The organism is Defluviimonas sp. D31 (genome assembly GCF_033436765.1).
GTDB lineage: Bacteria > Pseudomonadota > Alphaproteobacteria > Rhodobacterales > Rhodobacteraceae > Albidovulum.
Genome location: NZ_JAWQFN010000004.1, coordinates 92,716 through 115,777, shown reverse-complemented (window position 1 = coordinate 115,777; position 23,062 = coordinate 92,716). Strand labels below are relative to the sequence as shown.

Here is a 23,062-nt window from a genome sequence, read left to right as displayed (position 1 = left end):
GGCGATAGGGCTTGGTATATCCCGCTCCCACCTCCGGCGGGTTGGCGGAGAGGTTACGCAGCGGATTGCAAATCCGTGAAGACCGGTTCGATTCCGGTACCCGCCTCCATTCCCTTATTCCTGTAGACCTTGCCTGCCCCGCGCGGCCGGGGCGTTCGTATCTCCTCCTTGGCCGCGGCACCGGGTTTCGACGACCGGGAGCGGTTTGCAGGCAAGCGTCCATTGGATGTTCAGCAATATCATGGCGCGTCGAGCCTGCGGAGAACCGTGTCGGCGGCTTCGGGCGCAAAGGTCGCACGGCGTCAGATGACTTCGGAGAACAGTCAGTGGTTCCGCGGCTTTCTGCATTTCGCCTGTCGGCGAACCCGATGCCTTACCTTCGTGGCGTGGGGCGTCTGATTGGTGATCACAAGGTTTTTTTATGTGATCACAATTCCGATCTTTATCGCTAACGCGTGGGGATTCGTCGTTTTTGCGCCAATAGCGACGTGACACGGGCTGGTTTTGCGGTCATGAAGTACTCGATGCCCGCCGGCGTTTCTGCGCTGCCGCGAGGCTGAGACAAGAGAGGGACCGACCATGGCCGACGTCAACCGGGGCAACCGTCCGCTGTCGCCGCATCTGCAGATCTATCGCTGGCAGGTGCCGATGCTCACCTCGATCCTGACCCGGATCAGCGGCAATGCGCTGGTTGTGGCGGCGCTCCTGATCGTCTGGTGGCTCCTGGCGGCGGCGACGAGCGAGAGCTATTTCGCCGTGGCCGACGCGGTGTTGCGGTCGTGGCTTGGCAAGCTGGTCTTCCTCGGCTCGATCTGGGCGATCTGGTACCACTTCCTCGCCGGGCTCCGGCATCTCTACTACGACAGCGGCCGCGGCCTCGACATTCCTACCGCCGAGAAGCTCGGCTGGGGCTGCATCATCGGATCGGTCGTGCTGACCCTTCTAACCGTCATCATTCTCTGAGGGGGCTGGACCATGCGTTACCTCACCGACCGCAAGCGCGCAGAGGGCCTCGGCTCGGCCAAGTCCGGCACGCTGCATCACTGGCACATGATGGTCTCGGCCGTCGGGCTGGCGATCCTGATCCCGCTCTTCATCTTCACATTCGGCGGCATCCTCGGCGCGCCCTACGAGGAAGTGGTCGCCTATTACAGCCGGCCCTTCCCGGCGCTCGTCGCGGGGCTGACGATCCTGATCGGCCTTTACCACTTCAAGAACGGCGCCCAGATCGCGATCGAGGACTATACCCACGGGATCGTCCGCAAGCTCTCGATCATCGCGGTGACCTGCTTCTCCTACGGCCTGATGGCCACCGGGCTTTACGCGCTGATCCGGCTCGCGCTCTGAGGGACTGACAAGATGACTGCTTATCCGTACGAAGTTCACGAATACGACGTGGTCGTGGTCGGCGCCGGCGGCGCGGGGCTCCGGGCGACTCTCGGCATGGCCGAGCAGGGGCTGCGCACGGCCTGCGTGACCAAGGTCTTCCCGACCCGCTCGCACACGGTCGCGGCGCAGGGCGGCATCGCCGCCAGCCTGGGCAACATGGGGCCGGACAGCTGGCAGTGGCACATGTACGACACCGTGAAGGGGTCGGACTGGCTCGGCGATACCGATGCGATGGAATACCTCGCCCGCGAGGCGCCGAAGGCGGTCTACGAGCTTGAGCATTACGGCGTGCCGTTCAGCCGCACCGAGGAGGGCAAGATCTACCAGCGCCCCTTCGGCGGCCACACGACCGAGTTCGGCGAGGGGCCTCCGGTGCAGCGCACCTGTGCGGCCGCCGACCGCACCGGCCACGCGATCCTTCACACGCTCTATGGTCAGAGCCTCAAGAACAACGCCGAGTTCTTCATCGAGTATTTCGCGCTCGATCTGATCGTCACCGATGGCCGCTGCACCGGCATCGTCGCGTGGAAGCTCGATGACGGCACGATCCATGTCTTCAACGCGAAGATGGTTGTGCTCGCGACAGGCGGCTACGGCCGCGCCTATTTCTCCGCGACCTCGGCCCATACCTGCACCGGCGACGGCGGCGGCATGGTGGCGCGGGCGGGTCTGCCGCTTCAGGACATGGAATTCGTGCAGTTCCACCCGACCGGCATCTACGGTTCGGGTTGCCTCATCACCGAAGGCGCGCGCGGCGAGGGCGGGTACCTCACCAACTCCGAGGGCGAGCGGTTCATGGAGCGCTACGCGCCGACCTACAAGGACCTCGCGAGCCGCGACGTCGTCTCGCGCTGCATGACGATCGAGATCCGCGAGGGCAGGGGTGTCGGTGCGGAGGGCGATCACATCCACCTCCACCTCAACCACCTGCCGCCCGAGACCTTGCACGAGCGTCTGCCCGGCATCTCGGAATCGGCGAAGATCTTCGCCGGCGTCGATGTGACCAAGGAGCCGATCCCGGTCCTGCCGACGGTGCATTACAACATGGGCGGCATCCCGACGAACTACTGGGGCGAGGTGCTGAACCCCACGAAGGACAGCCCCGACGCGGTCTTCCCGGGCCTGATGGCGGTGGGCGAGGCCGGCTGCGCAAGCGTCCACGGCGCCAACCGGCTCGGGTCGAACTCGCTCATCGACCTCGTGGTCTTCGGCCGCGCCGCTGCGATCCGCGCAGGCGAGGTGGTGGACCCGAAAGAGCGCAACCAGCCCGTCGACCGGGCCGAGGTCGACAAGGCGCTTTCGCGCTTCGACGGCTTCCGCAACGCCAAGGGCGCCGTGCCGACGGCCGAGTTGCGCCTTGAGATGCAGAAGACCATGCAGGCCGATGCCGCGGTCTTTCGTACCGACAAGACGCTCGCCGAGGGCGTCGAAAAGATGCAGAAGGTCGCCGCCAAGATGGACGACCTTGCCGTCACCGACCGCTCGCTGGTCTGGAACTCCGACCTGATGGAGACGCTGGAACTGGCAAACCTGATGCCGAACGCGCTCGCGACCATCGTCGCCGCCGAGGCGCGCAAGGAAAGTCGCGGCGCGCATGCCCACGAGGATTACCCCAAGCGCGACGACGCGAACTGGCGGGTGCATTCGCTGGCCCATGTCGACGGCGCCAAGGTCACGCTCTCGACCCGGCCTGTCCATCTTGACCCGCTGACGACGGAAAAGGAGGGCGGGATCGACCTCAAGAAGATCGCGCCGAAGGCGAGGGTCTACTGATGCGGCGGCGCGGACCCATCGCCGGCCTCGCTGTCGGGGCTTTGGGGGCGCTCGCCGCCTGCCAGTCCACGCAGGCGCCGACGGCCTCGGCGACCGCCGGCGTGCCGGCGGTTTCGGCCTCGACCCCGATCCGCGAATACAGTGCCGTGCCGAGCGGCGGCGGAATGACGGTGCGGACCTATACCTACGGCACGCCGCCCGCCGCCACGGCGCCGGGCGCGTCCCCGACCGCTCTGGCCTATACGCCGCAGCAGCGCGGCGCGGCTGCGATGACCGGCGGCGCAGGCTATCGCGGCTCGTATCTCGAGGGTGGCACCGGTACCGTCACCTATGCCGCCGATGTTGTGCCGCCGCGCGCCGCGGCGCCGAAGCCCGCCAGGGGCAAGCTGCCGCTGCCGGTCGAATATCCGCTTCTTCCCGGCGATGCCGAACGGTGGAACTCGCTGACGCTCGCCCAGCAGCAGCGCGCGCTCCTTTTCCTCAAGGACGGCTCCACGATCGGCGCTTCGTTAAGGACCGACTGATGCAGATCCGACCTTCCGCCACCCGTGCCGTACTCGTCCTTCAACCCGGCCGATGCTTCGGAATGACACGCGTCCAGACCCGCGAGCAAAGGGGATAACCCATGGTCCAGTTCACGCTTCCCAAGAACTCGAAGATCCGCACCGGCAAGACCTGGCCGAAGCCCGCCGGTGCAACCACTGTCCGCATGTTCCAGATCTACCGCTGGGATCCCGATACCGGCGAGAACCCGCGCGTTGACACCTATTTCCTCGACATGGACAAGTGCGGGCCGATGGTTCTCGACGCGCTGATCAAGATCAAGAACGAGATCGACCCGACGCTGACCTTCCGCCGCTCCTGCCGGGAAGGCATCTGCGGCTCCTGCGCGATGAACATCGACGGGATCAACACGCTCGCCTGCATCTACGGGCTCGACGAGGTGAAGGGCGACGTGAAGATCTACCCGCTGCCGCACATGCCGGTGGTCAAGGACCTGATCCCGGACCTCACGCATTTCTACGCCCAGCACGCCTCGATCATGCCCTGGCTCGAGACCAAGACCAACCGCCCGGCGAAGGAATGGCGCCAGTCGATCGAGGACCGCAAGAAGCTCGACGGGCTCTATGAATGCGTGATGTGCGCCTCCTGCTCGACCTCCTGCCCGAGCTACTGGTGGAACGGCGACCGTTATCTCGGCCCGGCGGCACTTCTCCACGCCTACCGCTGGATCATCGACAGCCGCGACGAGGCCACCGGCGAGCGGCTCGACCAGCTCGAGGATCCCTTCAAGCTCTACCGCTGTCACACGATCATGAACTGCGCCAAGACCTGCCCGAAGGGACTGAACCCCGCCAAGGCCATCGCCGAGATCAAGCGCCTGATGGTCGAACGCGTGGTCTGAGCGGGGCCGCCCGGCCTAGTTCAGCGGCCGGGCGCTCCAGTCGGTGCGCGAGATCGTCCAGACTCGCGCCACCGAAGGGCAGCAGCGCGGGTCATTGGGGCCGAGGACGGTCGTCGTGACCTCGATCCGGTCCGGCAGGAACCGCGCATTCCGCGGTTCGAAACCGAAGACGTTGCTGACCGCGCGGTTCATGGTGAAGCCCGCCTCGACGCGCGTGAAGTGCGCCACCCTGATGTCGACATTGCCCGCCGATCCGGCGATCTCCGGATAGATGACGCCGATCGCCTCGCGCGCCAGCGCCGGGTCGGGATTGTCGGGGACCCAGGCAAAGGATGCGATCTCCTGTCCAGGCGCGAGGGTCTGGGTCAGGAAGCCCCGGACGTCGCCCCAACCGGGCAGATCCTGGGCTGTCGCGGCGGTGGTGACCATCGCGGCGCAGAGCGCGGCGGCTAGGAGTCTCAGGCCGGCTTGCTGGCGCATGGAGGCCTCCTTCGGCGGAGAGTGCCGTCAACGGAAGTGTGAGCGGAACCACGTCAGGCGTCAATGTGCCAGCACGGGCCGGCGCCCCTTAACGCGGAGTCATTCCCGGTCTATACGACAGGCGTCGTTTCGCCCCGTCAGCCGCCAGAGCCCGCGCCCATGCCCCTCATCGACCGAGCGAAGTTCAAGGCGCTGGCGAAACGCAGCCGGCGGTTCCTCGTCCGCGTCAACCGCCGCGTGCCGCCGGGGCTGCGGACCGCGCTAGGGCTGATCCTGATCGGGGGCGGCTTTCTCGGCTTCCTGCCGGTTCTCGGTTTCTGGATGATCCCGCTCGGGATCGGCGTCGTCTGGCTCGATGTCCGCGCCTTCCGCAAGGCGCGGCGCAACCGGAACGGCCGCTAGTCGGGCTCGGCCGCGATCTCGATCTCGGCCTGTGCGAGGCGCCGGTAGAGCGTGAGCCGCCGGTGGATCGGCCACCAGTCGTAGAGGAAGGTCTCGAGCGGCCTCCAGTTCGACACCCAGCCGAGGATCGCCAGCCCCTCGCCGAGAAACTGGCTGAGCGGGCTCTGGCCGATCAGAGCAGGAAGCGACTCGCGGATCAGCAGGCAGATCGCGAGCACCGTCAGGCCGATCGCGAGGTAGCGGCGACCGAGGCGGAACTGCTCGCGGCGGTCGCGCGCCTCGGACTCGGCCCAGTAGGTGAAGTTGGCGCGGATCGCCGTGGCGACATCGCTGCCGCGGGCGCGGGCCGCTTCACCTTCCGGCAGGTGCAGGCGCAACCGGAACCCGGCGTCTGACGGATACTCGCGCGCCCAGCCGACGATGTAGTCGAGCGCCTTGGGATCGAGGTCGCGGTCATGGAACGGCGAGGGGTCGAGCGACTCGAACAGCGACTCGATGCGCGCGATGCGGACATCGATCGTGGCGACCGGCGCGGGCGGCTTCGGCATCGTTTTCTCCGCCATGTGACCGGCGGATATTACAACTTGTAGCGGCGCGTGCTAGGGCGGGGCATGCCGATCCTGCTTCTGATCCTGCTCCTTAGCGTTTTCACCTATCTCTGGCTTGCGCGCCGGGGCAAGACGCTGACCCGTGCCTGCCGCTGGCGGCTCGACCGCACGCTCGGCGCGGACCGCTACCGCTGCGCCGCCTGCGGCGCGGTCGCGACCGGCGCGCCGCGGCATTGCCTGCGCGGTGACTGAGCGCGATCAGACCAGTTTCGGGATGCCGCCGGGCAGGGTTGCGGCCTCCACCAGCCCGTAGCGGAGCCCGCGTCCGATGCGGTGGGCGAGGGCGGACCATTGCGCGGCGGTCTCGGGCGCGAGTTCGTGCCGGAGCACGGAGTCGAAGAGGCCGAGCCAGGGGTCGAACATGCCGGGCCGGACGTTGCCGGAATCCTAGTGGACCGCCATCGGGTTGCCGTCGTAGCCGCGCTCGTGGAGGATCGCGTTGCGCCAGAAGGCGGCGATCTTCGCCTCGTGCGCGGGCCAATCCTTGACATGCGCGGCGAAGACCGGGCCGAGGCCGGGATGCTCCCGGACGCTGGCGTAGAAGGCGACGACGACGCGGTCGATCTCCTCGGGCGTCACGGCAAAGCGCGGGGGAATGGCGGGCATGGCGGCTCCTTTCGGCGCGACCCTGCCCGCTTCCGACGCTCCCCGCAATGCGCCGCTTTGCCGCCGTCACTCGTCGTAGAGCCGCTTCTCCTCATTGTCCTTCATTGACTGCTCCACGTCTTCGAGCGTCCGTTCGAGCTTCGCATGTTCGATGAGCGCCTGCGCATAAGTCGGCAGCCCGTCGGTCGGCGCCGCCTGATCCGGCTGCCAGAGACGCGAGCGGATCACCGACTTGCCGCAATGGTAGAAGGCCTCCTCCACCCGCACGAGGATCGCGAATTCCGGCACCCGGCCGTTGATCGCCATCGTCTCGCGCAGTGCCAGATCGCGGACGACGCGGGCGGAGCCGTTGACGCGCACCACCTCGTTGCGGTTCGGCACCATGAACATCAGCCCGATGCGCCCGGTCTCGAGGATGTTGGCGAAGGTGTCGAAACGGTGGTTGCCTGGCCGGTCGGGGATCGCCAGCGTCCAGTCGTCCACCACCTTGACGAAGCCGGCCGGATCGCCCTTCGGGGCGACATCGACGTGCCCCTCCCGGTCGTGGGTCCCGATCGTGACGAAGGGCGATCGCTCGATCCAGACCCGCACGAACCGGTCGATGTGGTCGATGATCTTGCCGGTCTGCGAGGCGAATTTGTCGGGGATAACGGATCGGATCTCGTCCAGGCTCACCACGACGTCGGTTGGCTCGTAAGGGGCCATGCGACACCTCCTTTACCTCGGAGCGCATGGGAATTATAGCACGGGCCATGATGTGTCTGCAGCACGGCAAACGAATTACGAGCCCGGCGCTCTGAGCAAGAGCCGCCGGGCAAAGGTGTCCGAGACTTCGCACCGCCCCATAGACCGCGACAGACCGACCAGAGGACACCCCGATGTGCGCCGATAAGACCGATATGCACCCCGATTACCGCAGCACCGTCTTCCTGCCCGAGACCGATTTCCCGATGCGCGCCGGCTTGCCGCAGCGCGAGCCGGACTGGCTCGCCCGCTGGGAGCGGATCGGCGTCTACGACCGGCTGCGCGAGAAGAAGGGCCGCGTGCCCTTCACGCTGCATGACGGCCCGCCCTATGCCAACGGCCATCTCCATATCGGCCATGCGCTGAACAAGGTCCTGAAGGACATGGTGGTGCGCTCCCAGCAGATGATGGGCAAGGACGCGCGCTATGTGCCGGGATGGGACTGCCACGGCCTGCCGATCGAATGGAAGATCGAGGAGCAGTACCGCAAGAAGGGGCTGAACAAGGACGACGTCGATGTCGTGGCCTTTCGCCAGGAATGCCGCAAGTTCGCGGAAGGCTGGATCGACGTCCAGCGCGAGGAGTTCAAGCGGCTCGGCGTGACCGGCAACTGGGCCGATCCTTACCTCACGATGGACTACCACGCCGAGGCGGTGATCGCCGAGGAGTTCCTGAAGTTCCTGATGAACGGCTCGCTCTATCAGGGCTCGAAACCCGTGATGTGGTCGCCGGTCGAGAAGACCGCGCTTGCCGAGGCCGAGGTCGAGTACCACGACCATACGAGCCACACGATCTGGGTGCGGTTCGTTGTGACGGATGTGCGTTCGACTGGTGTGGCAGGTGATGGCGCTGATCTGCGTGGTCCCGCGGGAGCCTTTACGAAAATCGATCAACTCAAAGCCGCAACCGTCGTGATCTGGACCACGACCCCGTGGACGATCCCGCAGAACCGCGCCGTCGCCTTCAACCCCGAGATCGCCTACGGGCTCTACGAGGTTGTCGCGGTCGGCGAGAACGCCTCGGCCAAACCCGGCGAAACGATCATCCTCGCGGATAACCTTGCCGCTTCGGTCTTCACCGCCGCGCGGGTCGAGGAATCCAAAAAGCTCCGCGACGTGAGCGCCGAGGAGCTTGGCGCGCTGACGCTCGCCCATCCGCTGCACGGCGTCGAAGGAGCCAGTGGCGAATGGGATTACGACGTCCCGATGCTGCCCGGCGATCACGTCACCGACGATGCCGGCACCGGCTTCGTCCACACCGCGCCGAGCCACGGCGACGACGACTACCAGCTCGGGCTGAAGTACGGCCTCAAGATGACCTACAACGTCATGGAGGACGGCTCCTACCGCGCCGATCTGCCGCTCTTCGGCGGCGAGGCGATCATCACGGCCGAGGGCAAGGAAGGGCCGGCCAACGTCTCGGTGATCAAGCAGCTTGCTTGGGCGGGCAAGCTCTTCGCCAAGGGCAAGGTCAAGCATTCCTATCCGCACAGCTGGCGCTCGAAGGCGCCGCTCATATACCGCAACACGCCGCAATGGTTCGTCGCCATCGACGCGAAGCTCGACGACGGCATGCGCGAGTACGGCGACACGATCCGCGCGCGTGCACTCAAATCCATCGACGAGCTGGTCACCTGGACCCCGAAGACGGGCCGCAACCGGCTCCATTCGATGATCGAGGCGCGGCCCGACTGGGTGCTGTCGCGCCAGCGCGCCTGGGGGGTACCGCTGACCTGCTTCGTCAGGAAGGGCGCGATGCCGACCGATCCGGACTTCCTCCTGCGCGATCCGGCGGTCAACGCCCGCATCGTCGCGGCCTTCGAGGCCGAGGGCGCCGATGTCTGGTACCGTGAGGGCTTCAAGGAGCAGGTGCTCGGCAACGACCACGATGCGGCGGCCTATGAGCAGGTCTTCGACGTGCTCGACGTCTGGTTCGACAGCGGCTCCACCCATGCCTTCGTGCTGCGCGACCGGCCCGACGGGACGAAGGACGGCATCGCCGACCTCTATCTCGAGGGCACCGACCAGCACCGCGGCTGGTTCCATTCCTCGATGCTGCAGGCCTGCGGCACCAAGGGCCGCGCGCCCTATCACGGCGTCCTGACCCACGGCTTCACGCTCGACGAGAAGGGCATGAAGATGTCGAAGTCGCTCGGCAACACCGTGGCGCCGCAGGAGGTCATCGACGAATACGGCGCCGATATCCTCAGGCTCTGGGTGGCGCAGTCCGACTACACGGTGGACCTCCGCATCGGTAAGGAGATCCTGAAGGGCACCGCCGACAGCTACCGGCGGCTGCGCAACACCATGCGCTTCCTCCTTGGCAACCTCGCCGGCTTCTCCGAGGCCGAGCGCGTCGATCCCGCCGAGATGCCGGAGCTTGAACGCTGGGTGCTGCACCGGCTGGCCGAACTCGATCACACCGTCTGCAAGGGCTATGCGAAATACGACTTCCAGGGCGTGTTCCAGACCCTCTTCACCTTCTGCACGGTCGACCTCTCGGCGGTCTATTTCGACATCCGCAAGGACGTGCTCTATTGCGACGGCGAGGGCAGCCTGACCCGACGCGCGACGCGCACCGTGCTTGACCTCCTGTTCCACCGGCTCGCGACCTGGCTCGCGCCGATCCTGGTCTTCACGATGGAGGATGTCTGGCTCTCGCGCTTCCCCGGCGAGGATTCGTCGGTCCACCTCGTCGACATGCCCGAGACACCGGCCGACTGGCTCGACGAACCGCTCGCGCAGAAATGGGAGAAGATCCGCCGGGTCCGCCGGGTGGTGACGGCGGCGCTGGAGGTGCAGCGCACCGCCAAGGTCATCGGCGCCTCGCTGGAGGCCGCGCCGGTCGTCCATGTCGAGGATGCCGAGGTGCTGAAGGCGCTGCAATCGGTGCCCTTCGCCGACATCTGTATAACCTCGGGCATGAGCCTCACCGCCGATCCGGCGCCGCAGGAGGCGTTCCGCCTGCCCGAAGTGCCGGGTGTCGGCGTCGTCTTCGAGGCGGCCGAGGGCGAGAAGTGCCAGCGGTGCTGGAAGATCCTTGCCGATGTCGGCAGCCACGGTCACGAAGGCACCTGCGCGCGTTGCGACGACGTCTTGGGCTGAGGCGGATCGAGATCCGAAGGTAACACAAGGGCGAGCGGGCGCGATTGTCGCGCCCGCTTTCCGTTATGCCCCGGTCCCGCCGGGCAGGAGCCAGGCTTGCAGCAGGTCCGCCAGCATCTCCTGCAATGTCTGCTTCTGGTGCAGGGCGCAGAAATGCAGCGCGATCACGTGAATCAGGAAGGCTTGCACGCCCGATGAGAGCAGCGCGGGCGTGACATCCTTGCGGAAGGGGCCGAGCGCCAGCCACATGCCCAGCACCTGATCGGTGCGGGCGAAGGTCTGCGCGATCGGGCCGATCTCTGCCTTCCCCGCCGCGCCTGAATGGCGCAGGATCAGGTCGAAGACATAGCGTTCGGTAATCATCACCGCGACCAGCGGCATCAGCGCCCCGATGATCGCGGGCACGTCGGCGGGCGCGGGCAGCGCCTCGATCCGGTCGAGCTCGGAGTCGATCCGGGCGCCGATCAGGAGTTCGAGCAAAGCCTCCTTGTCGCGGAAATGGGCGAAGAACGTGCCTTTGGCGACGCCGGCGCGCAGCACCACCTCCTCGACCCGCATCGCTTCGTACCCCGCCTCGGCAATAACCTCTTGCGCCGCCGCGATCAGCCGCGCGCGGGTCTCTAGGGTTCGCTTCTGGACAGCTCGGGCCATGCCGCCTTCTAGCGCATGTTTTGACCGCGGTCAAATTTATTATTGACCGCGGTCAATTTTTCAATAATGGTGACCGCGGTCAATTTAAGGAGGGAATCATGCCTGCGAAACGCATCTTCATTCTCAACGGTCATCCCGGGTCGGCGTCGCTGTCGCGCAGCTTCGCCGAGACCTATGCCCGCGCGGCCCGGGCCGCTGGCCACGAGGTGCGGGTCGCGCATCTGGGCGACCTCGAGTTCGATGCCGACTTCGGTCAGGCCAGCTACACGGACACGAAGCCGCTGGAACCGGTGCTGGAAACCGTGATGCGGGATCTGTCGTGGTCCAACCACTTCGTGCTGGCAATGCCGATGTGGTGGGGCGGCCTGCCGGCCAAGCTCAAGGGGTTGATCGACCGCAGCTTCCTGCCGGGGACCACCTTCGACACCCGCGTCACGACCCGGCTCGGCATGCCCTCGCCGCTGCTGACCGGGCGCAGCGCGCGCGTCATCGTGACGTCGGACACGCCGGGCTGGTTCCAGCGGCTGATGTATCGCAACGCGCTGATACATCAGCTTCGCGGCCAGGTGCTCGGTTTCGTCGGCATTCGCCCGGCTCGTTTCACCTGGTTTTCCGGCGCGAGCAATCCCGGTGACGGACTCGTGGACCGCTGGGCGCGGACGGTGGAAGGCCTGGGCGCGCGGGCGTGCTGACGCCTTGACCCTCTGGCGCCGCGAAGGTTTCGGTCAGACAGCGTCCCGACAGCCGAACCGGGCGCGGAGGCCGTCCCGGGTCATGCCGATGTCGTCGATCAGGTGATCGTTGCCCCGCCTCAGGAGCGCGAGGATGCGCGCACGGGCGGCGCGGCGGTCGCGCCATTCGGCGAGGACCCGGCCGATCGGCCCGGTCGGCGGGACGGCGAAAAGGCGGGATCGGGCAGTCCGGTTCAGCATGGCGGGCTCCTTCTGTCAGGTCCCAGTGTCAGCCCCCAAAGGCATCAGACAAACCAATAGATTTTATAAAAGGAATCAGACAGGCTGATACCATGGCTCATCCACCAGACAGCGATCTCCTGCGCAGCTTCCTCGCAATCGCCGAGGCCGGCAGCGTGACCGCCGCGGCCGAACGGCTCGGCCGCACGCAATCGGCCGTGTCGATGCAGATCGCGCGGCTGGAGGAGAACCTTGGCCAACAGCTTTTTGACCGGCTGCCGCGCGGCATGGCGCTGACCGCGCGGGGCGCGCAGCTTCTGCCCTATGCCCGCCGCGTTACCGGGCTGATCGAGGAGGCGGCCACCGCGCTGCGCTCGCGCCCGCTCGACGGGCCGGTGCGGATCGGCATCCCGCAGGACTACAGCGAAACCGTGCTGCCCGGCATCCTGTCGGCCTTCTCGCGGCGCTATCCGGCGGTCGAGGTCACCGTGCGGCTCGACTATTCGGTGCCGCAGCTCAAGGCGATGGCAGCGGGCGAGCTCGACCTCGCCGTGGTGTTCGAGTGGAAGCCCGCCGGCACGAAGGGCGAGATCCTCTGCGTCGAGCCGACGGTCTGGGTAACGTCGGACCGCCACGCCCAGCACCTCCAGACCCCGCTGCCGATCGCGGTCTATTTCGACTCCGACTGGTGCCAGACCAACATGATCGCCTCGCTCGACCGGCATGGCATTCCATACCGGGTGGCGTTCGAATGCGACACGGTGGGCGGGTTCTTCGCGGCCGTGCGGTCCGGCCTTGCCGTCGTCGCACTGTCGCGCAGCACGATCCCGGACGGTTGCCGCGAACTGACGTTGGAGGAGGGGTTCCCGGCGGTGGATTCCTCCTCCGTCCTGCTGCATCGCTCCTCGCGCGGCGCCTCTCCGGCGGTCGATGCGCTGGCCGAGGCGATCCGCGCCGCCTTCCGGCCCGGCGCGTTCACGGAGGTCGAGGAATGATCCGCAAGGCGGCCTGGGAAAGCCCGCTCGGCCGGCTGGTCCTGACCGAGGCGGACGGCGTCCTCATCCGGCTCGAATGGAGCGCGGAGGCGGTTGCGCACGAAGCCTCCGGCCTGCTTGATGAGGCCTGCCGCCAGCTCGCCGAGTATTTCGCCGGCAACCGCCGCGCGTTCGACCTTCCCATCGCCTTCGCGACGGGCCTGACCGGGCGTGTCCAGCAGGCGATGTGCGCGATCCCCTTCGGCGAGACCCGCACCTACGGCGATCTAGCGCGCGACCTCGGCGTGCCGGCGCAGGCGGTGGGACAGGCTTGCGGCGCCAATCCGGTGCCGGTGATCGTGCCGTGCCACCGGGTGCTCGGCGCAGCCGGCCTTGGCGGTTTCTCCGCGCCCGGCGGGGTGGAGACCAAGGTCGCGCTCCTGAAACACGAGGGCGCCGCCTCGCTCCTGATCTGAGGCGGCGCCATCAAGTGTCTGTCGGCCTGACCGCGGTTCGCTCGCCCGCGCGGCCGGTCAGCTCGCGGGCTCGATCGCGGGGAAGGTCCAGCTACCGTCCAGAAGTTCGGGCCGCGGCTGGTACATGCGGATCGCGTAGCTCCAGTCTGGCGTGATCGGGATGCAGTTGGTGCGGCCATCCTCGCAGCCGCCGAAATGGAGCGTGTAGCTGCCGTCCTCGTTAGCTGCCGACGTGACGTTGTTGTAGCTGTTGCTGCCAAGGTCGTTGGCCGCCAGATAGCCGTCGGAATTGTAAACCGTGATCGACCAGAAGGCATCCACGGGCACGTCCTTGACGGTGACCGCATGCGGGGTCGCGCCGTCGTTCGCCTTGACGCTGTCGATCAGGTAATAGGCGGCTGTGACCGGCAGGCCGCCCCAGCCAGCGGCAGCTCCGACGAGATGGTCCACGGGCCGCGTCTCCCCCACGGAGCCGAAGGCATAGGTGGAATCGAAGCCGAGCGCTGCGACATCGTTGAGCGCCTTGCGGATCACGGCGAGCTTGTCGAGATTCCAGTCCGGCGCCTCGAACGGTCCGGCCCCGCCGCCGGCGATCTCGATCGCGTCCTGCGCCGCATGGGCCTTGGCGACGTCGTCGGGATCGTTGACGTCGACGAAGGTGCGGATGAGCACGATGGCGAACCGCGATCCGACCGTTTCCTCCGTCAGGTCGTAGGTGCCCGGCCGGGTCTCGACGAACATGTAGTGATCCTGATTGATCACATGCATCGACATGTAGCGCCCGCCGATTTCCGGCATCGTGAAGGTGACGGGTTCCGACAGGTCGAGCACGACGGAGGAATAGAGCGTATCCTGGTTGCTGCGGATCACCGTCTGGTTCGCGACCGTCGTCGGTTCGCGCAGATGGGCGATCTTGCCCACCTCAAGCCCCTGGCTTTCCATGTTCAGGCGGATCATGTGATCCGTCTCGGCCCGCACGAAGGTTTCGACATTGACCTCCTGGGCCGAAGCGGCGATCGGCGCGAGCAATGCGATTGTCAGCAAAAGTTTCATCCTGGCATCCTTTTCTGTCAATTCAGGGGCAGCGCTGCGGGGAAGGACCAGCTCCCATCGAGGATCTCGGGGCCGGGCCGGTAGAGGCGCACGGTGTAATTCCAGCCGTCCATGACCGGCAGGCAGTTCACCCGGCCATCGTCGCATCCGCCGAGGTGCACCGTCATCGAGCCGTCTTCGTTGCGGGCCCCGGTCACCGAGTTGATATTGTACGCGCCGAGGTCGTTCTTCTCGAAGAAGCCGGCGCGGTTGTAGAGGCTGATGGACCAGAACGCGCCCACCGGCACGTCGGCGGGCACGTCGATCCGGTAGTCCCCGACCGGCAGTCCCGGATCCACGTTGACGTAGAACGCCTCGGACTCGGGCAGGCCGCCCCAGCCGCCGGCCGTGCCGATGAAGTGGCGCACCGGGCCGACCTCGCCCCGCGCGCCGAACATGCCGCTGCTGTCCGGTACAAAGGGGCCAAGGCCGAGGATCGCCCCGACGAGGCCCTCGAAATCCTCCTCGTTGTAATCCGGGACGATGAAGGTCTTCGCCGAACCTGCCTCGACCGTCATCTGGTCCTGGATCGCGTTCACGGCGGCGACATCCTCCGGATCGGCCGCGTCCACGAGCACGCGCATGAAGACGATGACATAGGGCGTGCCGAACGTTTCCATGTCGAGCGTGTAGCTGCCGCCTCCGAAGAAAACCTCGTCGATGTAGTGGTCCTGGTTGACCACCATTGCCGTCATGTAGCGGTCGCCCACGTCGGGCAGTGTCAGCGTGGCGCCTTCGCTGATGTCGATGACCGCGGTGCTGTAGAGCGTATCGCGGTTCATCCGGATCGTCGGCTGGCTCTCGACTGGCGTCGGCGCGCGGAAATGGAAGAACCGGTTCACCCCGCCCGCAAGGGCCTCGTACTTCCCGAGCTCAAGATCCGTGGCCGCGCGGATGAAATTGTCGATGGTGACGGGAATTTCACGGGCTTCAACGAGGGCGTTCAGCGTGTTGTCCGGAATTTGCGCGCCGATTGGCGACGCGATCAGAGCGGCGCTGGATGCAAGAGCCATGGCCAAGGGCAAGACCAGGTTTTTCATTGCGATCCCTCCAAGAATTGTCGCAGGGCAAGGGCTACAAACACTTGGTTTTTTGTAGCATCGCCCCGGTGACGGGAACTTGACGCGGATCAAGGCACCGGACGCGGAAAACGCGCCAACTGCAATCGGTTATGCCATGCGCTGCGGTCCGTGCGAACAGCGCCGCCAGCATTTGCGCGAGGACGGTGCAAAGGCACGGGCCGTTGCTTGGCCCGTGGTCCTCCACATTACGCTCGTCGAGTGTTTGGCGTGCGGCGAACCTGTGCTGACAGAGGCCGCGCCTGCGTCACCGGCTCAGGTGATGGCTTCAAGCCGCTCTTTCGACATCTCGCCCGGCACGATCGTGATCGGGATCGGCAGGCTGCCGGAGTTCTTCGACATCTGCGTCACGAGCGGTCCGGGGCCGCCCTTGTCGGTGCCTGCGCCAAGGACGAGAACGCCGATCTCGGGGTCTTCCGTGATCTGGGCGAAGATCTCGTTCATTGGCTCCCCCTCACGGATGACGAGTTCGGGCTCGATTCCCTGGCGGTCGCGCATCCATTTGGCAAAGACCTCGTAATGCGCCTCGATCCGCTCGCGTGCCTCGGCGCGCATGATGTCGGCGACACCGATCCAGTGCTGGAACTCCTCCGGCGGGATCACGGCGAGGATCGTGACGCCGGCGCCGGTATGCGCGGCGCGCAGCGCGGCGAACCGCATCGCGTTCAGGCACTCGCGGCTGTCGTCGAGAACGACCAGGAACTTGCGCATCATATCCCCCTGTGTGGCGCGGCGATCATGGCGGCTGCGGCCGCGATTGGCAACGGACCTTGCGCGACCGCGCTGGCTTTCGCCGGCACGGCCGCCTTGTGTGGAAATGTCCCGCCCGATCGACACGCGCGAACCGCTTCGATTGTCGGCATTTTGCGCACTTGCCGGTCCGCCGAGCGGTGACGCCTTAAGGGTTTCTAAAGCCGGCCGGGCTTCACTAGGGGCGGGTGAAGAAAAATCGGGTGGCAAACGTGGTTGGCCTCCAGCATGTGACGACGTTGCTTGACGGCACGTTGTCCTTCGGTGCTCGCGTGACGGGCTTTGCGACGCTGACGACGGCGTCGGGCACATACCTCTATGCCGGGGCGCAGCCCGGGCTGGGGATATCCTCCTACCAGCTGGCGCCTGGTGCGGCGGCCACCTCATTCGGCTGGGTTCCCTACCCGGCGGGTTCGGACGTCACCGGCCTGACGCGGCTCGACGTCCTGCAGACCGGAAGCCAGACGGTGCTGCTGGCCTCGGCCCGGTTCGGGGCGACGCTCGACGGACGAATTCTCGGTGGCGACGGCGCGTTCGGCTCGATCAGGGGCTTTTCGGGTGGTGGTGATAGCGATGGCGCGCTTTCGGATCTGGCGACAATACAGATCGGGACGACGAGCTGGATCTACGGCGTCACCCAAGGGTCGGACCAGATCAGGGCCTGGTCGCTGCCGGACGGGTCGGGCGCGCTGACTCCGTCGGCGGGCTTCGCCGACAGCGCGCAAAGCCTCGCGGCGGACGTTACCGCGATGGTGACCGCGAGGGTGGGCGGTGAACGCTGGCTGTTCGTGGCGTCGGGCCGCGAAGACGGCGTGACGAGCTTCCGGATCGCCGGTGACGGATCGCTGCAGTTCCATGCATCGATCGGCGCGCGCGACGGGCTTGGCATCGACGCGCCGAGTGCGCTGCAGGCGGTCTCGTTCGGGTCGGTCCAGTACCTCGTCGTCGCCGGCATGGGCAGCTCTTCGATTTCGGTTCTGCGGGTGGAGGCCGACCGGCTGATGCCGACGGATCACGTCACCGACACGCTGTCGACCCGGTTTCAGTCGTTGTCGGCGCTCGACACCGTCACCGTCTCGGGCCGGACCTATGTGGTCGCCGGGGGGGCTGATGACGGCATCTCGGTATTCCAGTTGCTACCCGATGGTCGGTTGATCCTGCTCACGAGCATCTCCGATACGAAGTTTACGGCGCTATCGGCGGTCGAGGCGATCGAGGCGATTGCCGTGGGCGGCGAGATCCAGATCTTCACAACGTCTGGGGACGAGAACGGGATCAGCCAGTTCCGGCTCGATCTTGGCACGCCGGGGCTGAACCTGATTGGCGGCGAGGCGGATGACGTACTGACCGGCGGTGCGGCCGACGACGTGATTCTCGGCGGCAGGGGCAACGACCTGCTCCTGGGCGGCGGCGGCGACGACATCCTCGTCGACGGTGCGGGGAGCGATACGCTCAGTGGCGGTGACGGACGCGATCTTTTCGTCCTTATGACCGACGGCGCGCGTGACCGGATTACGGATTTCGACATCAACTGCGACAGGCTCGACCTCTCGGATTTCGCGCTTCTCTACTCCGTCGCGGCATTGAAGATCACGAGCACCGCGATCGGCGCGACGATCACCTTTGGCGACGAGGAGGTGGAGGTCATTTCATCGTCCTATTCGCCGCTGACCGCCTCGCAGTTCACCAATGCAAACACGATCAACCTGTCCCGATCGCCGCTTCAGCAGATCGTCGCAGGGCGGGTCGAGGCCGGAACGCCCGGTGACGACAGGCTGATCGGGACGGTTTTCGACGATCGGCTCGATGGCCAGTCGGGCAACGACTTGATCCGGGGCGGCGCCGGGAACGACACGCTGACCGGCGGACCGGGGCGCGACACGCTGGATGGCGGTTTCGGTTTCGATTACGCGGACTACGCGAAGGCCGGTGCTGCGATCCGCGCCGATCTCATCTCACCGGACATGAATTCGGGTGATGCGGCGGGGGATGTCTATCTTGGCATCGAAGGGCTCATCGGGTCGTCCTATGACGACGATCTGCGCGGCGATGACGGGGATAACAGGATCTACGGGCGGGACGGTGCGGATGGCATCCGGGGCAGATCGGGGAACGACCGGCTTGAGGGCGGCAACGGCAACGATACGCTTCAGGGCGGAGAGGGTGCCGATACGCTGGTCGGCGGGAGCGGATTCGACGTCGCCGACTACTCGGATGCTTCAACCGGCCTTGTCGTCGACCTTGCCGATCCAAGCCGCAACACGATGATTGCCGCCGGAGACCGCTACTCCGAGATCGAGGCGGTGGTCGGATCGCGCTTCGCCGATTGGCTGTGGGGCGACGAAGGCGCGAACGAGGTCTTCGGCGGCAGCGGCGACGACGAGTTGAACGGCCGTGGCGGCGATGACGTGCTGGACGGCGGGGACGGCAACGATGTGCTGTTGGGCGGCTGGGGAGGAGACCGTCTTGTCGGCGGGCTCGGGGTCGACCGCGCGAGCTACAGCGACTCGGCCACGGGGCTGACGGTCGACCTGATGTCGCCCGCCGGCAATACCGGGATCGCGGCGGGCGACACGTTCGACGGGATCGAGGATCTCGAAGGTTCGTCCGGCAATGACGTCCTGCGCGGCGACAGCGGTGCCAACAGGATCTTCGGCGCGATGGGCGACGACGTGATCCTAGGCCGCCCGGGCGACGACATTCTCCTCGGCGGGATGGGCAATGACGTGCTGGACGGCGGGGTGGGCAACGACACTCTGGTCGGCGGCTGGGGGGCAGACCGTCTTGTCGGCGGGCTCGGGATCGACCGCGCGAGCTACGGCGACTCGCCGACGGGCCTCACGGTCGACCTGATGTCGCCCGGCGGCAATACAGGGATCGCGGCGGGCGATACGTTCGACGGGATCGAGGATCTCGAAGGTTCGCCCGGCAATGACGTCCTGCGCGGTGACAGCGGCGCCAACAAGATCTTCGGTGCTTGGGGCGACGACGTGATCCTGGGCCGCCCGGGCGACGACATTCTCCTCGGCGGGATGGGCAATGATGTGCTGGACGGCGGGGTGGGCAACGACACTCTGGTCGGCGGCTGGGGGGGAGACCGTCTTGTCGGCGGGCTCGGGACCGACCGCGCCAGTTACGCCGACTCGCCGACGGGCCTGACGGTCGACCTGATGTCGCCCGGCGGCAATACCGGGGTCGCGGCGGGCGACACGTTCGACGGGGTCGAGGATCTCGAAGGTTCGTCCGGCAATGACATCCTGCGCGGTGACAGCGGCGCCAACAAGATATTCGGTGCTTGGGGCGACGACGTGATCCTGGGCCGCGACGGCGACGACATTCTCCTCGGCGGAGTAGGCAACGATGTGCTGTTGGGCGGCAGGGGGGGGGACCGTCTTGTCGGCGGGCTCGGGATCGACCGCGCGAGCTACGGTGACTCGCCGACGGGCCTCACGGTCGACCTGATGTCGCCCGGCGGCAATACCGGAATCGCGGCGGGCGATACGTTCGACGGGATCGAGGATCTCGAAGGCTCGCCCGGCAATGACGTCCTGCGCGGTGACAGCGGCGCCAACAAGATCTTCGGTGAGGGGGGCGACGACGTGATCCTGGGCCGCCCGGGCGACGACATTCTCTGCGGCGGGATGGGCAATGACGTGCTGGACGGCGGGGTGGGCAATGATGTTCTGTTGGGCGGCTGGGGAAGGGACCGCCTTGTCGGTGGACTCGGGACCGACCGCGCCAATTACGCCGACTCGCCGGCGGGCCTGACGGTCGACCTGATGTCGCCCGGCGGCAATACCGGGATCGCGGCGGGCGACACGTTCGACGGGATCGAGGATCTCGAAGGTTCGTCCGGCAATGACGTCCTGCGCGGTGACAGCGGCGCCAACAAGATCTTCGGTGCTTGGGGCGACGACGTGATCCTGGGCCGCCCAGGCGACGACATTCTATTCGGCGGGGCGGGTAACGACATTCTTAACGGCGGGGTGGGCAATGACGTGCTGGACGGCGGCGTGGGCAACGACACGCTGGTCGGTGGCCTTGGAGCCGATGTTTTCGTCTTTGCGGATGGCGGCTCGGATCAGGTGATGGACTTCCAACTCGGCCTCGACAGTCTTCGGTTTGGCGCCGGGCTGTCGGGCATCTCGGTGATGACCGACGCCGAGTTGATCGCCGCGCATGCCAGCGTCACCCCGCAAGGGGCTCAGTTCCAGTTCGACGGCGGCGAGTTGTTGCTGATCCACGGCGTCATGGATCCGCAGGACCTGCTCGGCTACATCATGATCGGCTGAACCCACCTCGGGGCGAGCAGAGGATGCGGTGCCGCATCGCATGGGGTGCAGGATCGTGACCGCATCGAGCGGCGGGACGCTGTTTCCGGGCTGTGATTTGCCCGCAGTGCCGGGCATCAGAGCGCGGCCGTCCGAGAGAGCCGCGATTGTGCCGAAGCACCTCCGCGTGGACGCCCGAGATGCGCAGAGGGCGCGACGGCAGCATGAGCCATTGCGGCGTTCGGCCGGTCCGGCCGGATCGTAGCCGTCGAGAAGCTCGGAGACAGCATGGCGGGGCCCACCATTGAACATTAAGCATGATCGCATCCTCAGACGGGAGATACGCCCGTTTGGTTACCAATGTCCCAACGCCGGCCGGAGAAATTCAGAAAGGGCACAGGTTCTCGGCGTGAGATCCATCACCGGTGAGTAGCAAACATGGAACTCGCACAGGATAAGGTTCCGGACAGCGGGCGCGGCAGCGGTCCCTCTTCGGTGCGCAGGCCTAGGCTCAACCCGCTTCGGCCAATAGCGCGCGCAGGTCGAGCGGGAGTGTCACCATCGCCAGGGCGCCCGCGGAGTCGCGCGGCCACTCGGCTTCCGGCCGGTCGCGGTAGAGCTCGACGCCGTTGCCATCCGGGTCCGAGAGATAGAGCGCCTCGCTGACACCGTGGTCGGATGCCCCGTCGAGCGGATAGTCCACCTCGACTAGGCGCTTCAGAACCGCCGCGAGCGCGGCCCGCGACGGATAGAGAAACGCGGTGTGGTATAGCCCGGTATGGCCGGGCGCGGGCGGCCTGCCGCCCTTGCTTTCCCAGGTGTTGAGGCCGATGTGGTGGTGGTAGCCGCCAGCCGACAGGAAGGCTGCGCCGGTTCCGTATTTCTGGGTCACGGAAAAACCGAGCAAGCCGGAGTAGAAGGCAATGGCGCGGTCGAGATCGGCGACCTTCAGGTGGACATGTCCAATGCGGGTTTCCGGCGGTGCTGTGTAGCTCATTGCGATCATCCCCTTTCGTTGCGGAACCAGTCTAACCTGACAAGTGAACGCACAGAACTTGCGATTTCGCAGGGATATTGTGCAAAAAAAAGCAAAACCCCCGGCAAGCCGGGGGTCCGCGGAGGGCCGGGGGAAGGCCCCGCGGTGCTGTCCGGTGTCATCCGGGGGCGCCGGGGAGGCCGCGACCGGGGAGAGCATCTGTACCAGACAACGTCATCCTGCCCGCGAAATGAAACGTGTGCGTGACGGTCCGCCGTCAGGTCCTGCGCGAGCGGATCAGGCCGACGATGTCGTAGGTCTTCGCAAGGATCGGCTCGGCGATGGCATTGGCGCGCTCGGCGCCGTCGCCGAGGATGCGGTCGATCTCGGCCGGGTCCGCCATCAGCCGCTTCATCTCGTCCGCGATGGGCGAGAGCTTCGAGACGGCGAGATCGGCGAGCGCCGGCTTGAACGTGCCGAAACCCTGGCCGGCATATTCGCCGATCACCGCCTCGGGCGTCATCTCGGCAAGGGCCGCGTAGATGTTGACGAGGTTGCGCGCCTCGGGCCGGTCCTTCAGCCCCTCGAGCGTCTCGGGCAGGGGCTCGGAATCGGTCCGCGCCTTGCGGAACTTCTGGGCGACCGTGTCGGCATCGTCGGTGAGGTTGATCCGGCTCGCATCCGAGGGATCGGATTTCGACATCTTCTTGGAGCCGTCGCGCAGCGACATGACCCGCGTGGCGGCGCCCTCAATCACCGGCTGGGTGACGGGGAAGAAGCCCACCTTGAAGTCGTGGTTGAACTTGATCGCGATGTCGCGGGTCAGTTCGACATGCTGCTTCTGGTCCTCGCCCACGGGCACATGGGTCGCGTGGTAGAGAAGGATGTCGGCGGCCATCAGCGAGGGATAGGCGAAAAGCCCGAGCGAGGCTTTCTCGGCGTCCTTGCCGGCCTTGTCCTTCCACTGCGTCATGCGGTTCATCCAGCCCATGCGGGCGACGCAGTTGAAGATCCAGCCAAGCTCGGCATGGCCCGGCACCTGGCTCTGGTTGAAAAGGATCGACCGCTTCGGATCGAGCCCCGAGGCGATGTAGCTGGCGGCAAGCTCGCGCGTGGCGTTCTGCAGGTCGGCGGGGTCCTGCCAGACCGTGATCGCGTGCAGGTCGACGATGCAGTAGATCGTCTCGATGCCGCTGTTCTGCATCTCCACGAAGCGCTTCACCGCACCGAGGTAGTTCCCCAGCTGCAGGTGGTTCGTCGGCTGGATGCCGGAGAATACACGCGGGGTGAATTTGGACTTCGCCGCGTCGGTCATGACTGTCCCCATAGGTTCGTCTGGAAATTTTCGCCCCGCTCGCGTATCGCAGGGGC

General features: G+C 66.4%; 22 protein-coding genes, 1 tRNA gene and 1 pseudogene. 13 read left to right on the top strand and 11 right to left on the bottom strand.

Annotation, left to right across the window (positions count from 1 at the left end):
- Positions 1-35 precede the first annotated feature (35 nt).
- The 6 genes from R5H32_RS09025 to R5H32_RS09000 all read left to right on the top strand — a co-directional run bounded on the left by R5H32_RS09025 (position 36) and on the right by R5H32_RS09000 (position 4,567).
- Positions 36-109: transfer RNA gene (locus R5H32_RS09025), tRNA-Cys, on the top strand.
- A 470-nt stretch (positions 110-579) separates the two neighbouring features.
- Positions 580-963 carry a succinate dehydrogenase, cytochrome b556 subunit gene (sdhC, locus tag R5H32_RS09020; RefSeq protein ID WP_318338358.1) on the top strand — a complete coding sequence of 128 codons (384 nt, stop codon included), beginning with the start codon at positions 580-582 and terminating at the stop codon, positions 961-963.
- A 12-nt stretch (positions 964-975) separates the two neighbouring features.
- Positions 976-1,347 carry a succinate dehydrogenase, hydrophobic membrane anchor protein gene (locus tag R5H32_RS09015; RefSeq protein ID WP_318338357.1) on the top strand — a complete coding sequence of 124 codons (372 nt, stop codon included), beginning with the start codon at positions 976-978 and terminating at the stop codon, positions 1,345-1,347.
- 12 nt (positions 1,348-1,359) lie between these two features.
- Positions 1,360-3,162 (top strand): succinate dehydrogenase flavoprotein subunit, encoded by a 1,803-nt coding sequence (gene sdhA, locus R5H32_RS09010; protein WP_318338356.1) that lies wholly within the window; start codon positions 1,360-1,362, stop codon positions 3,160-3,162.
- Positions 3,162-3,686: a hypothetical protein gene (locus R5H32_RS09005; RefSeq protein WP_318338355.1), complete on the top strand. Its 525-nt coding sequence runs from the start codon at positions 3,162-3,164 to the stop codon at positions 3,684-3,686. Before sdhA ends, R5H32_RS09005 begins: the two co-directional genes overlap by 1 nt.
- 101 nt (positions 3,687-3,787) lie before the next feature.
- The gene (locus R5H32_RS09000) at positions 3,788-4,567 is read left to right on the top strand and encodes a succinate dehydrogenase iron-sulfur subunit (RefSeq protein WP_318338354.1); all 780 of its coding nucleotides are present in this window, start codon (positions 3,788-3,790) and stop codon (positions 4,565-4,567) included.
- Between the two features lie 15 nt (positions 4,568-4,582).
- Here R5H32_RS09000 and R5H32_RS08995 read toward each other — a convergent pair whose 3' ends face one another.
- Positions 4,583-5,047 (bottom strand): hypothetical protein, encoded by a 465-nt coding sequence (locus tag R5H32_RS08995; RefSeq protein WP_318338353.1) that lies wholly within the window; start codon positions 5,045-5,047, stop codon positions 4,583-4,585.
- Positions 5,048-5,206: 159 nt separating this feature from the next.
- Between R5H32_RS08995 and R5H32_RS08990 the strand changes: the two genes are divergently transcribed.
- Entirely contained in the window at positions 5,207-5,449 is a 243-nt protein-coding gene (locus R5H32_RS08990) for a hypothetical protein (RefSeq protein ID WP_318338352.1), read from the top strand.
- On the opposite strand, the gene R5H32_RS08985 is transcribed toward R5H32_RS08990, so the two are convergent.
- On the bottom strand, positions 5,446-5,997 hold the full coding sequence (locus R5H32_RS08985) for a hypothetical protein (RefSeq protein ID WP_318338351.1): 552 nt from the start codon (positions 5,995-5,997) through the stop codon (positions 5,446-5,448). The two genes, R5H32_RS08990 and R5H32_RS08985, sit on opposite strands and share 4 nt — an antisense overlap.
- A gap of 63 nt (positions 5,998-6,060) precedes the next feature.
- Between R5H32_RS08985 and R5H32_RS08980 the strand changes: the two genes are divergently transcribed.
- Positions 6,061-6,249: a hypothetical protein gene (locus R5H32_RS08980; RefSeq protein WP_318338350.1), complete on the top strand. Its 189-nt coding sequence runs from the start codon at positions 6,061-6,063 to the stop codon at positions 6,247-6,249.
- A gap of 6 nt (positions 6,250-6,255) precedes the next feature.
- Here R5H32_RS08980 and R5H32_RS08975 read toward each other — a convergent pair.
- Both R5H32_RS08975 and R5H32_RS08970 read right to left on the bottom strand, forming a co-directional pair.
- Positions 6,256-6,663 (bottom strand): annotated as a pseudogene (locus tag R5H32_RS08975) (group III truncated hemoglobin).
- Between the two features lie 66 nt (positions 6,664-6,729).
- Positions 6,730-7,368: an MSMEG_1061 family FMN-dependent PPOX-type flavoprotein gene (locus R5H32_RS08970; protein WP_318338349.1), complete on the bottom strand. Its 639-nt coding sequence runs from the start codon at positions 7,366-7,368 to the stop codon at positions 6,730-6,732.
- A gap of 173 nt (positions 7,369-7,541) precedes the next feature.
- Here R5H32_RS08970 and ileS point away from each other — a divergent pair, with 173 nt between their 5' ends.
- Positions 7,542-10,511 (top strand): isoleucine--tRNA ligase, encoded by a 2,970-nt coding sequence (gene ileS, locus R5H32_RS08965; protein WP_318338348.1) that lies wholly within the window; start codon positions 7,542-7,544, stop codon positions 10,509-10,511.
- 63 nt (positions 10,512-10,574) lie between these two features.
- Here the strand turns inward: ileS and R5H32_RS08960 are convergent, their stop codons facing one another.
- On the bottom strand, positions 10,575-11,162 hold the full coding sequence (locus R5H32_RS08960) for a helix-turn-helix domain-containing protein (protein WP_318338347.1): 588 nt from the start codon (positions 11,160-11,162) through the stop codon (positions 10,575-10,577).
- A 98-nt stretch (positions 11,163-11,260) separates the two neighbouring features.
- Here R5H32_RS08960 and R5H32_RS08955 point away from each other — a divergent pair, with 98 nt between their 5' ends.
- Complete coding sequence (locus tag R5H32_RS08955; protein WP_318338346.1) at positions 11,261-11,854, top strand: NAD(P)H-dependent oxidoreductase; 594 nt, start codon at positions 11,261-11,263, stop codon at positions 11,852-11,854.
- A gap of 33 nt (positions 11,855-11,887) precedes the next feature.
- Here R5H32_RS08955 and R5H32_RS08950 read toward each other — a convergent pair whose 3' ends face one another.
- Positions 11,888-12,094, bottom strand: coding sequence for a hypothetical protein (locus tag R5H32_RS08950; RefSeq protein WP_318338345.1), 207 nt, complete (start codon positions 12,092-12,094; stop codon positions 11,888-11,890).
- A 92-nt stretch (positions 12,095-12,186) separates the two neighbouring features.
- Here R5H32_RS08950 and R5H32_RS08945 point away from each other — a divergent pair, with 92 nt between their 5' ends.
- Both R5H32_RS08945 and R5H32_RS08940 read left to right on the top strand, forming a co-directional pair.
- A complete protein-coding gene (locus R5H32_RS08945) occupies positions 12,187-13,068 on the top strand; it encodes a LysR family transcriptional regulator (protein ID WP_318338344.1) in 882 nt (293 codons plus the stop codon).
- A complete protein-coding gene (locus R5H32_RS08940) occupies positions 13,065-13,523 on the top strand; it encodes a methylated-DNA--[protein]-cysteine S-methyltransferase (protein ID WP_318338343.1) in 459 nt (152 codons plus the stop codon). The genes R5H32_RS08945 and R5H32_RS08940 overlap by 4 nt, the downstream gene beginning before the upstream one ends.
- Positions 13,524-13,580: 57 nt before the next feature.
- On the opposite strand, the gene R5H32_RS08935 is transcribed toward R5H32_RS08940, so the two are convergent.
- The 3 genes from R5H32_RS08935 to R5H32_RS08925 all read right to left on the bottom strand — a co-directional run bounded on the left by R5H32_RS08935 (position 13,581) and on the right by R5H32_RS08925 (position 16,405).
- Entirely contained in the window at positions 13,581-14,576 is a 996-nt protein-coding gene (locus R5H32_RS08935; RefSeq protein ID WP_318338342.1) for a DUF1214 domain-containing protein, read from the bottom strand.
- A gap of 17 nt (positions 14,577-14,593) precedes the next feature.
- A complete protein-coding gene (locus R5H32_RS08930) occupies positions 14,594-15,628 on the bottom strand; it encodes a DUF1214 domain-containing protein (RefSeq protein ID WP_318338341.1) in 1,035 nt (344 codons plus the stop codon).
- Between the two features lie 321 nt (positions 15,629-15,949).
- Entirely contained in the window at positions 15,950-16,405 is a 456-nt protein-coding gene (locus R5H32_RS08925) for a universal stress protein (RefSeq protein WP_318338340.1), read from the bottom strand.
- 242 nt (positions 16,406-16,647) lie between these two features.
- Between R5H32_RS08925 and R5H32_RS08920 the strand changes: the two genes are divergently transcribed.
- Positions 16,648-20,736 (top strand): calcium-binding protein, encoded by a 4,089-nt coding sequence (locus R5H32_RS08920; protein WP_318338339.1) that lies wholly within the window; start codon positions 16,648-16,650, stop codon positions 20,734-20,736.
- A 490-nt stretch (positions 20,737-21,226) separates the two neighbouring features.
- On the opposite strand, the gene R5H32_RS08915 is transcribed toward R5H32_RS08920, so the two are convergent.
- Together R5H32_RS08915 and trpS are read right to left on the bottom strand one after the other, a co-directional pair.
- The gene (locus tag R5H32_RS08915) at positions 21,227-21,712 is read right to left on the bottom strand and encodes a VOC family protein (RefSeq protein ID WP_318338338.1); all 486 of its coding nucleotides are present in this window, start codon (positions 21,710-21,712) and stop codon (positions 21,227-21,229) included.
- 256 nt (positions 21,713-21,968) lie between these two features.
- A complete protein-coding gene (trpS, locus tag R5H32_RS08910) occupies positions 21,969-23,006 on the bottom strand; it encodes a tryptophan--tRNA ligase (RefSeq protein ID WP_318338337.1) in 1,038 nt (345 codons plus the stop codon).
- Between the last annotated feature and the right edge of the window lie 56 nt (positions 23,007-23,062).

What these genes read in the sequence shown, in the direction of transcription:
- R5H32_RS08960 (WP_318338347.1), bottom strand. Translation starts at nt 11,162, where the DNA reads ATGGCCCGAGCTGTCCAGAAGCGAACCCTAGAGACCCGCGCGCGGCTG.
- R5H32_RS08940 (WP_318338343.1), top strand. Translation starts at nt 13,065, where the DNA reads ATGATCCGCAAGGCGGCCTGGGAAAGCCCGCTCGGCCGGCTGGTCCTG.
- R5H32_RS08990 (WP_318338352.1), top strand. Translation starts at nt 5,207, where the DNA reads ATGCCCCTCATCGACCGAGCGAAGTTCAAGGCGCTGGCGAAACGCAGC.
- R5H32_RS09015 (WP_318338357.1), top strand. Translation starts at nt 976, where the DNA reads ATGCGTTACCTCACCGACCGCAAGCGCGCAGAGGGCCTCGGCTCGGCC.
- R5H32_RS08955 (WP_318338346.1), top strand. Translation starts at nt 11,261, where the DNA reads ATGCCTGCGAAACGCATCTTCATTCTCAACGGTCATCCCGGGTCGGCG.
- trpS (WP_318338337.1), bottom strand. Translation starts at nt 23,006, where the DNA reads ATGACCGACGCGGCGAAGTCCAAATTCACCCCGCGTGTATTCTCCGGC.
- R5H32_RS08935 (WP_318338342.1), bottom strand. Translation starts at nt 14,576, where the DNA reads ATGAAACTTTTGCTGACAATCGCATTGCTCGCGCCGATCGCCGCTTCG.
- R5H32_RS08925 (WP_318338340.1), bottom strand. Translation starts at nt 16,405, where the DNA reads ATGCGCAAGTTCCTGGTCGTTCTCGACGACAGCCGCGAGTGCCTGAAC.
- R5H32_RS09000 (WP_318338354.1), top strand. Translation starts at nt 3,788, where the DNA reads ATGGTCCAGTTCACGCTTCCCAAGAACTCGAAGATCCGCACCGGCAAG.
- ileS (WP_318338348.1), top strand. Translation starts at nt 7,542, where the DNA reads ATGTGCGCCGATAAGACCGATATGCACCCCGATTACCGCAGCACCGTC.
- sdhC (WP_318338358.1), top strand. Translation starts at nt 580, where the DNA reads ATGGCCGACGTCAACCGGGGCAACCGTCCGCTGTCGCCGCATCTGCAG.
- R5H32_RS08995 (WP_318338353.1), bottom strand. Translation starts at nt 5,047, where the DNA reads ATGCGCCAGCAAGCCGGCCTGAGACTCCTAGCCGCCGCGCTCTGCGCC.
- R5H32_RS08945 (WP_318338344.1), top strand. Translation starts at nt 12,187, where the DNA reads ATGGCTCATCCACCAGACAGCGATCTCCTGCGCAGCTTCCTCGCAATC.
- R5H32_RS08915 (WP_318338338.1), bottom strand. Translation starts at nt 21,712, where the DNA reads ATGAGCTACACAGCACCGCCGGAAACCCGCATTGGACATGTCCACCTG.
- R5H32_RS08985 (WP_318338351.1), bottom strand. Translation starts at nt 5,997, where the DNA reads ATGCCGAAGCCGCCCGCGCCGGTCGCCACGATCGATGTCCGCATCGCG.
- R5H32_RS09005 (WP_318338355.1), top strand. Translation starts at nt 3,162, where the DNA reads ATGCGGCGGCGCGGACCCATCGCCGGCCTCGCTGTCGGGGCTTTGGGG.
- R5H32_RS08930 (WP_318338341.1), bottom strand. Translation starts at nt 15,628, where the DNA reads ATGGCTCTTGCATCCAGCGCCGCTCTGATCGCGTCGCCAATCGGCGCG.
- sdhA (WP_318338356.1), top strand. Translation starts at nt 1,360, where the DNA reads ATGACTGCTTATCCGTACGAAGTTCACGAATACGACGTGGTCGTGGTC.
- R5H32_RS08950 (WP_318338345.1), bottom strand. Translation starts at nt 12,094, where the DNA reads ATGCTGAACCGGACTGCCCGATCCCGCCTTTTCGCCGTCCCGCCGACC.
- R5H32_RS08970 (WP_318338349.1), bottom strand. Translation starts at nt 7,368, where the DNA reads ATGGCCCCTTACGAGCCAACCGACGTCGTGGTGAGCCTGGACGAGATC.
- R5H32_RS08980 (WP_318338350.1), top strand. Translation starts at nt 6,061, where the DNA reads ATGCCGATCCTGCTTCTGATCCTGCTCCTTAGCGTTTTCACCTATCTC.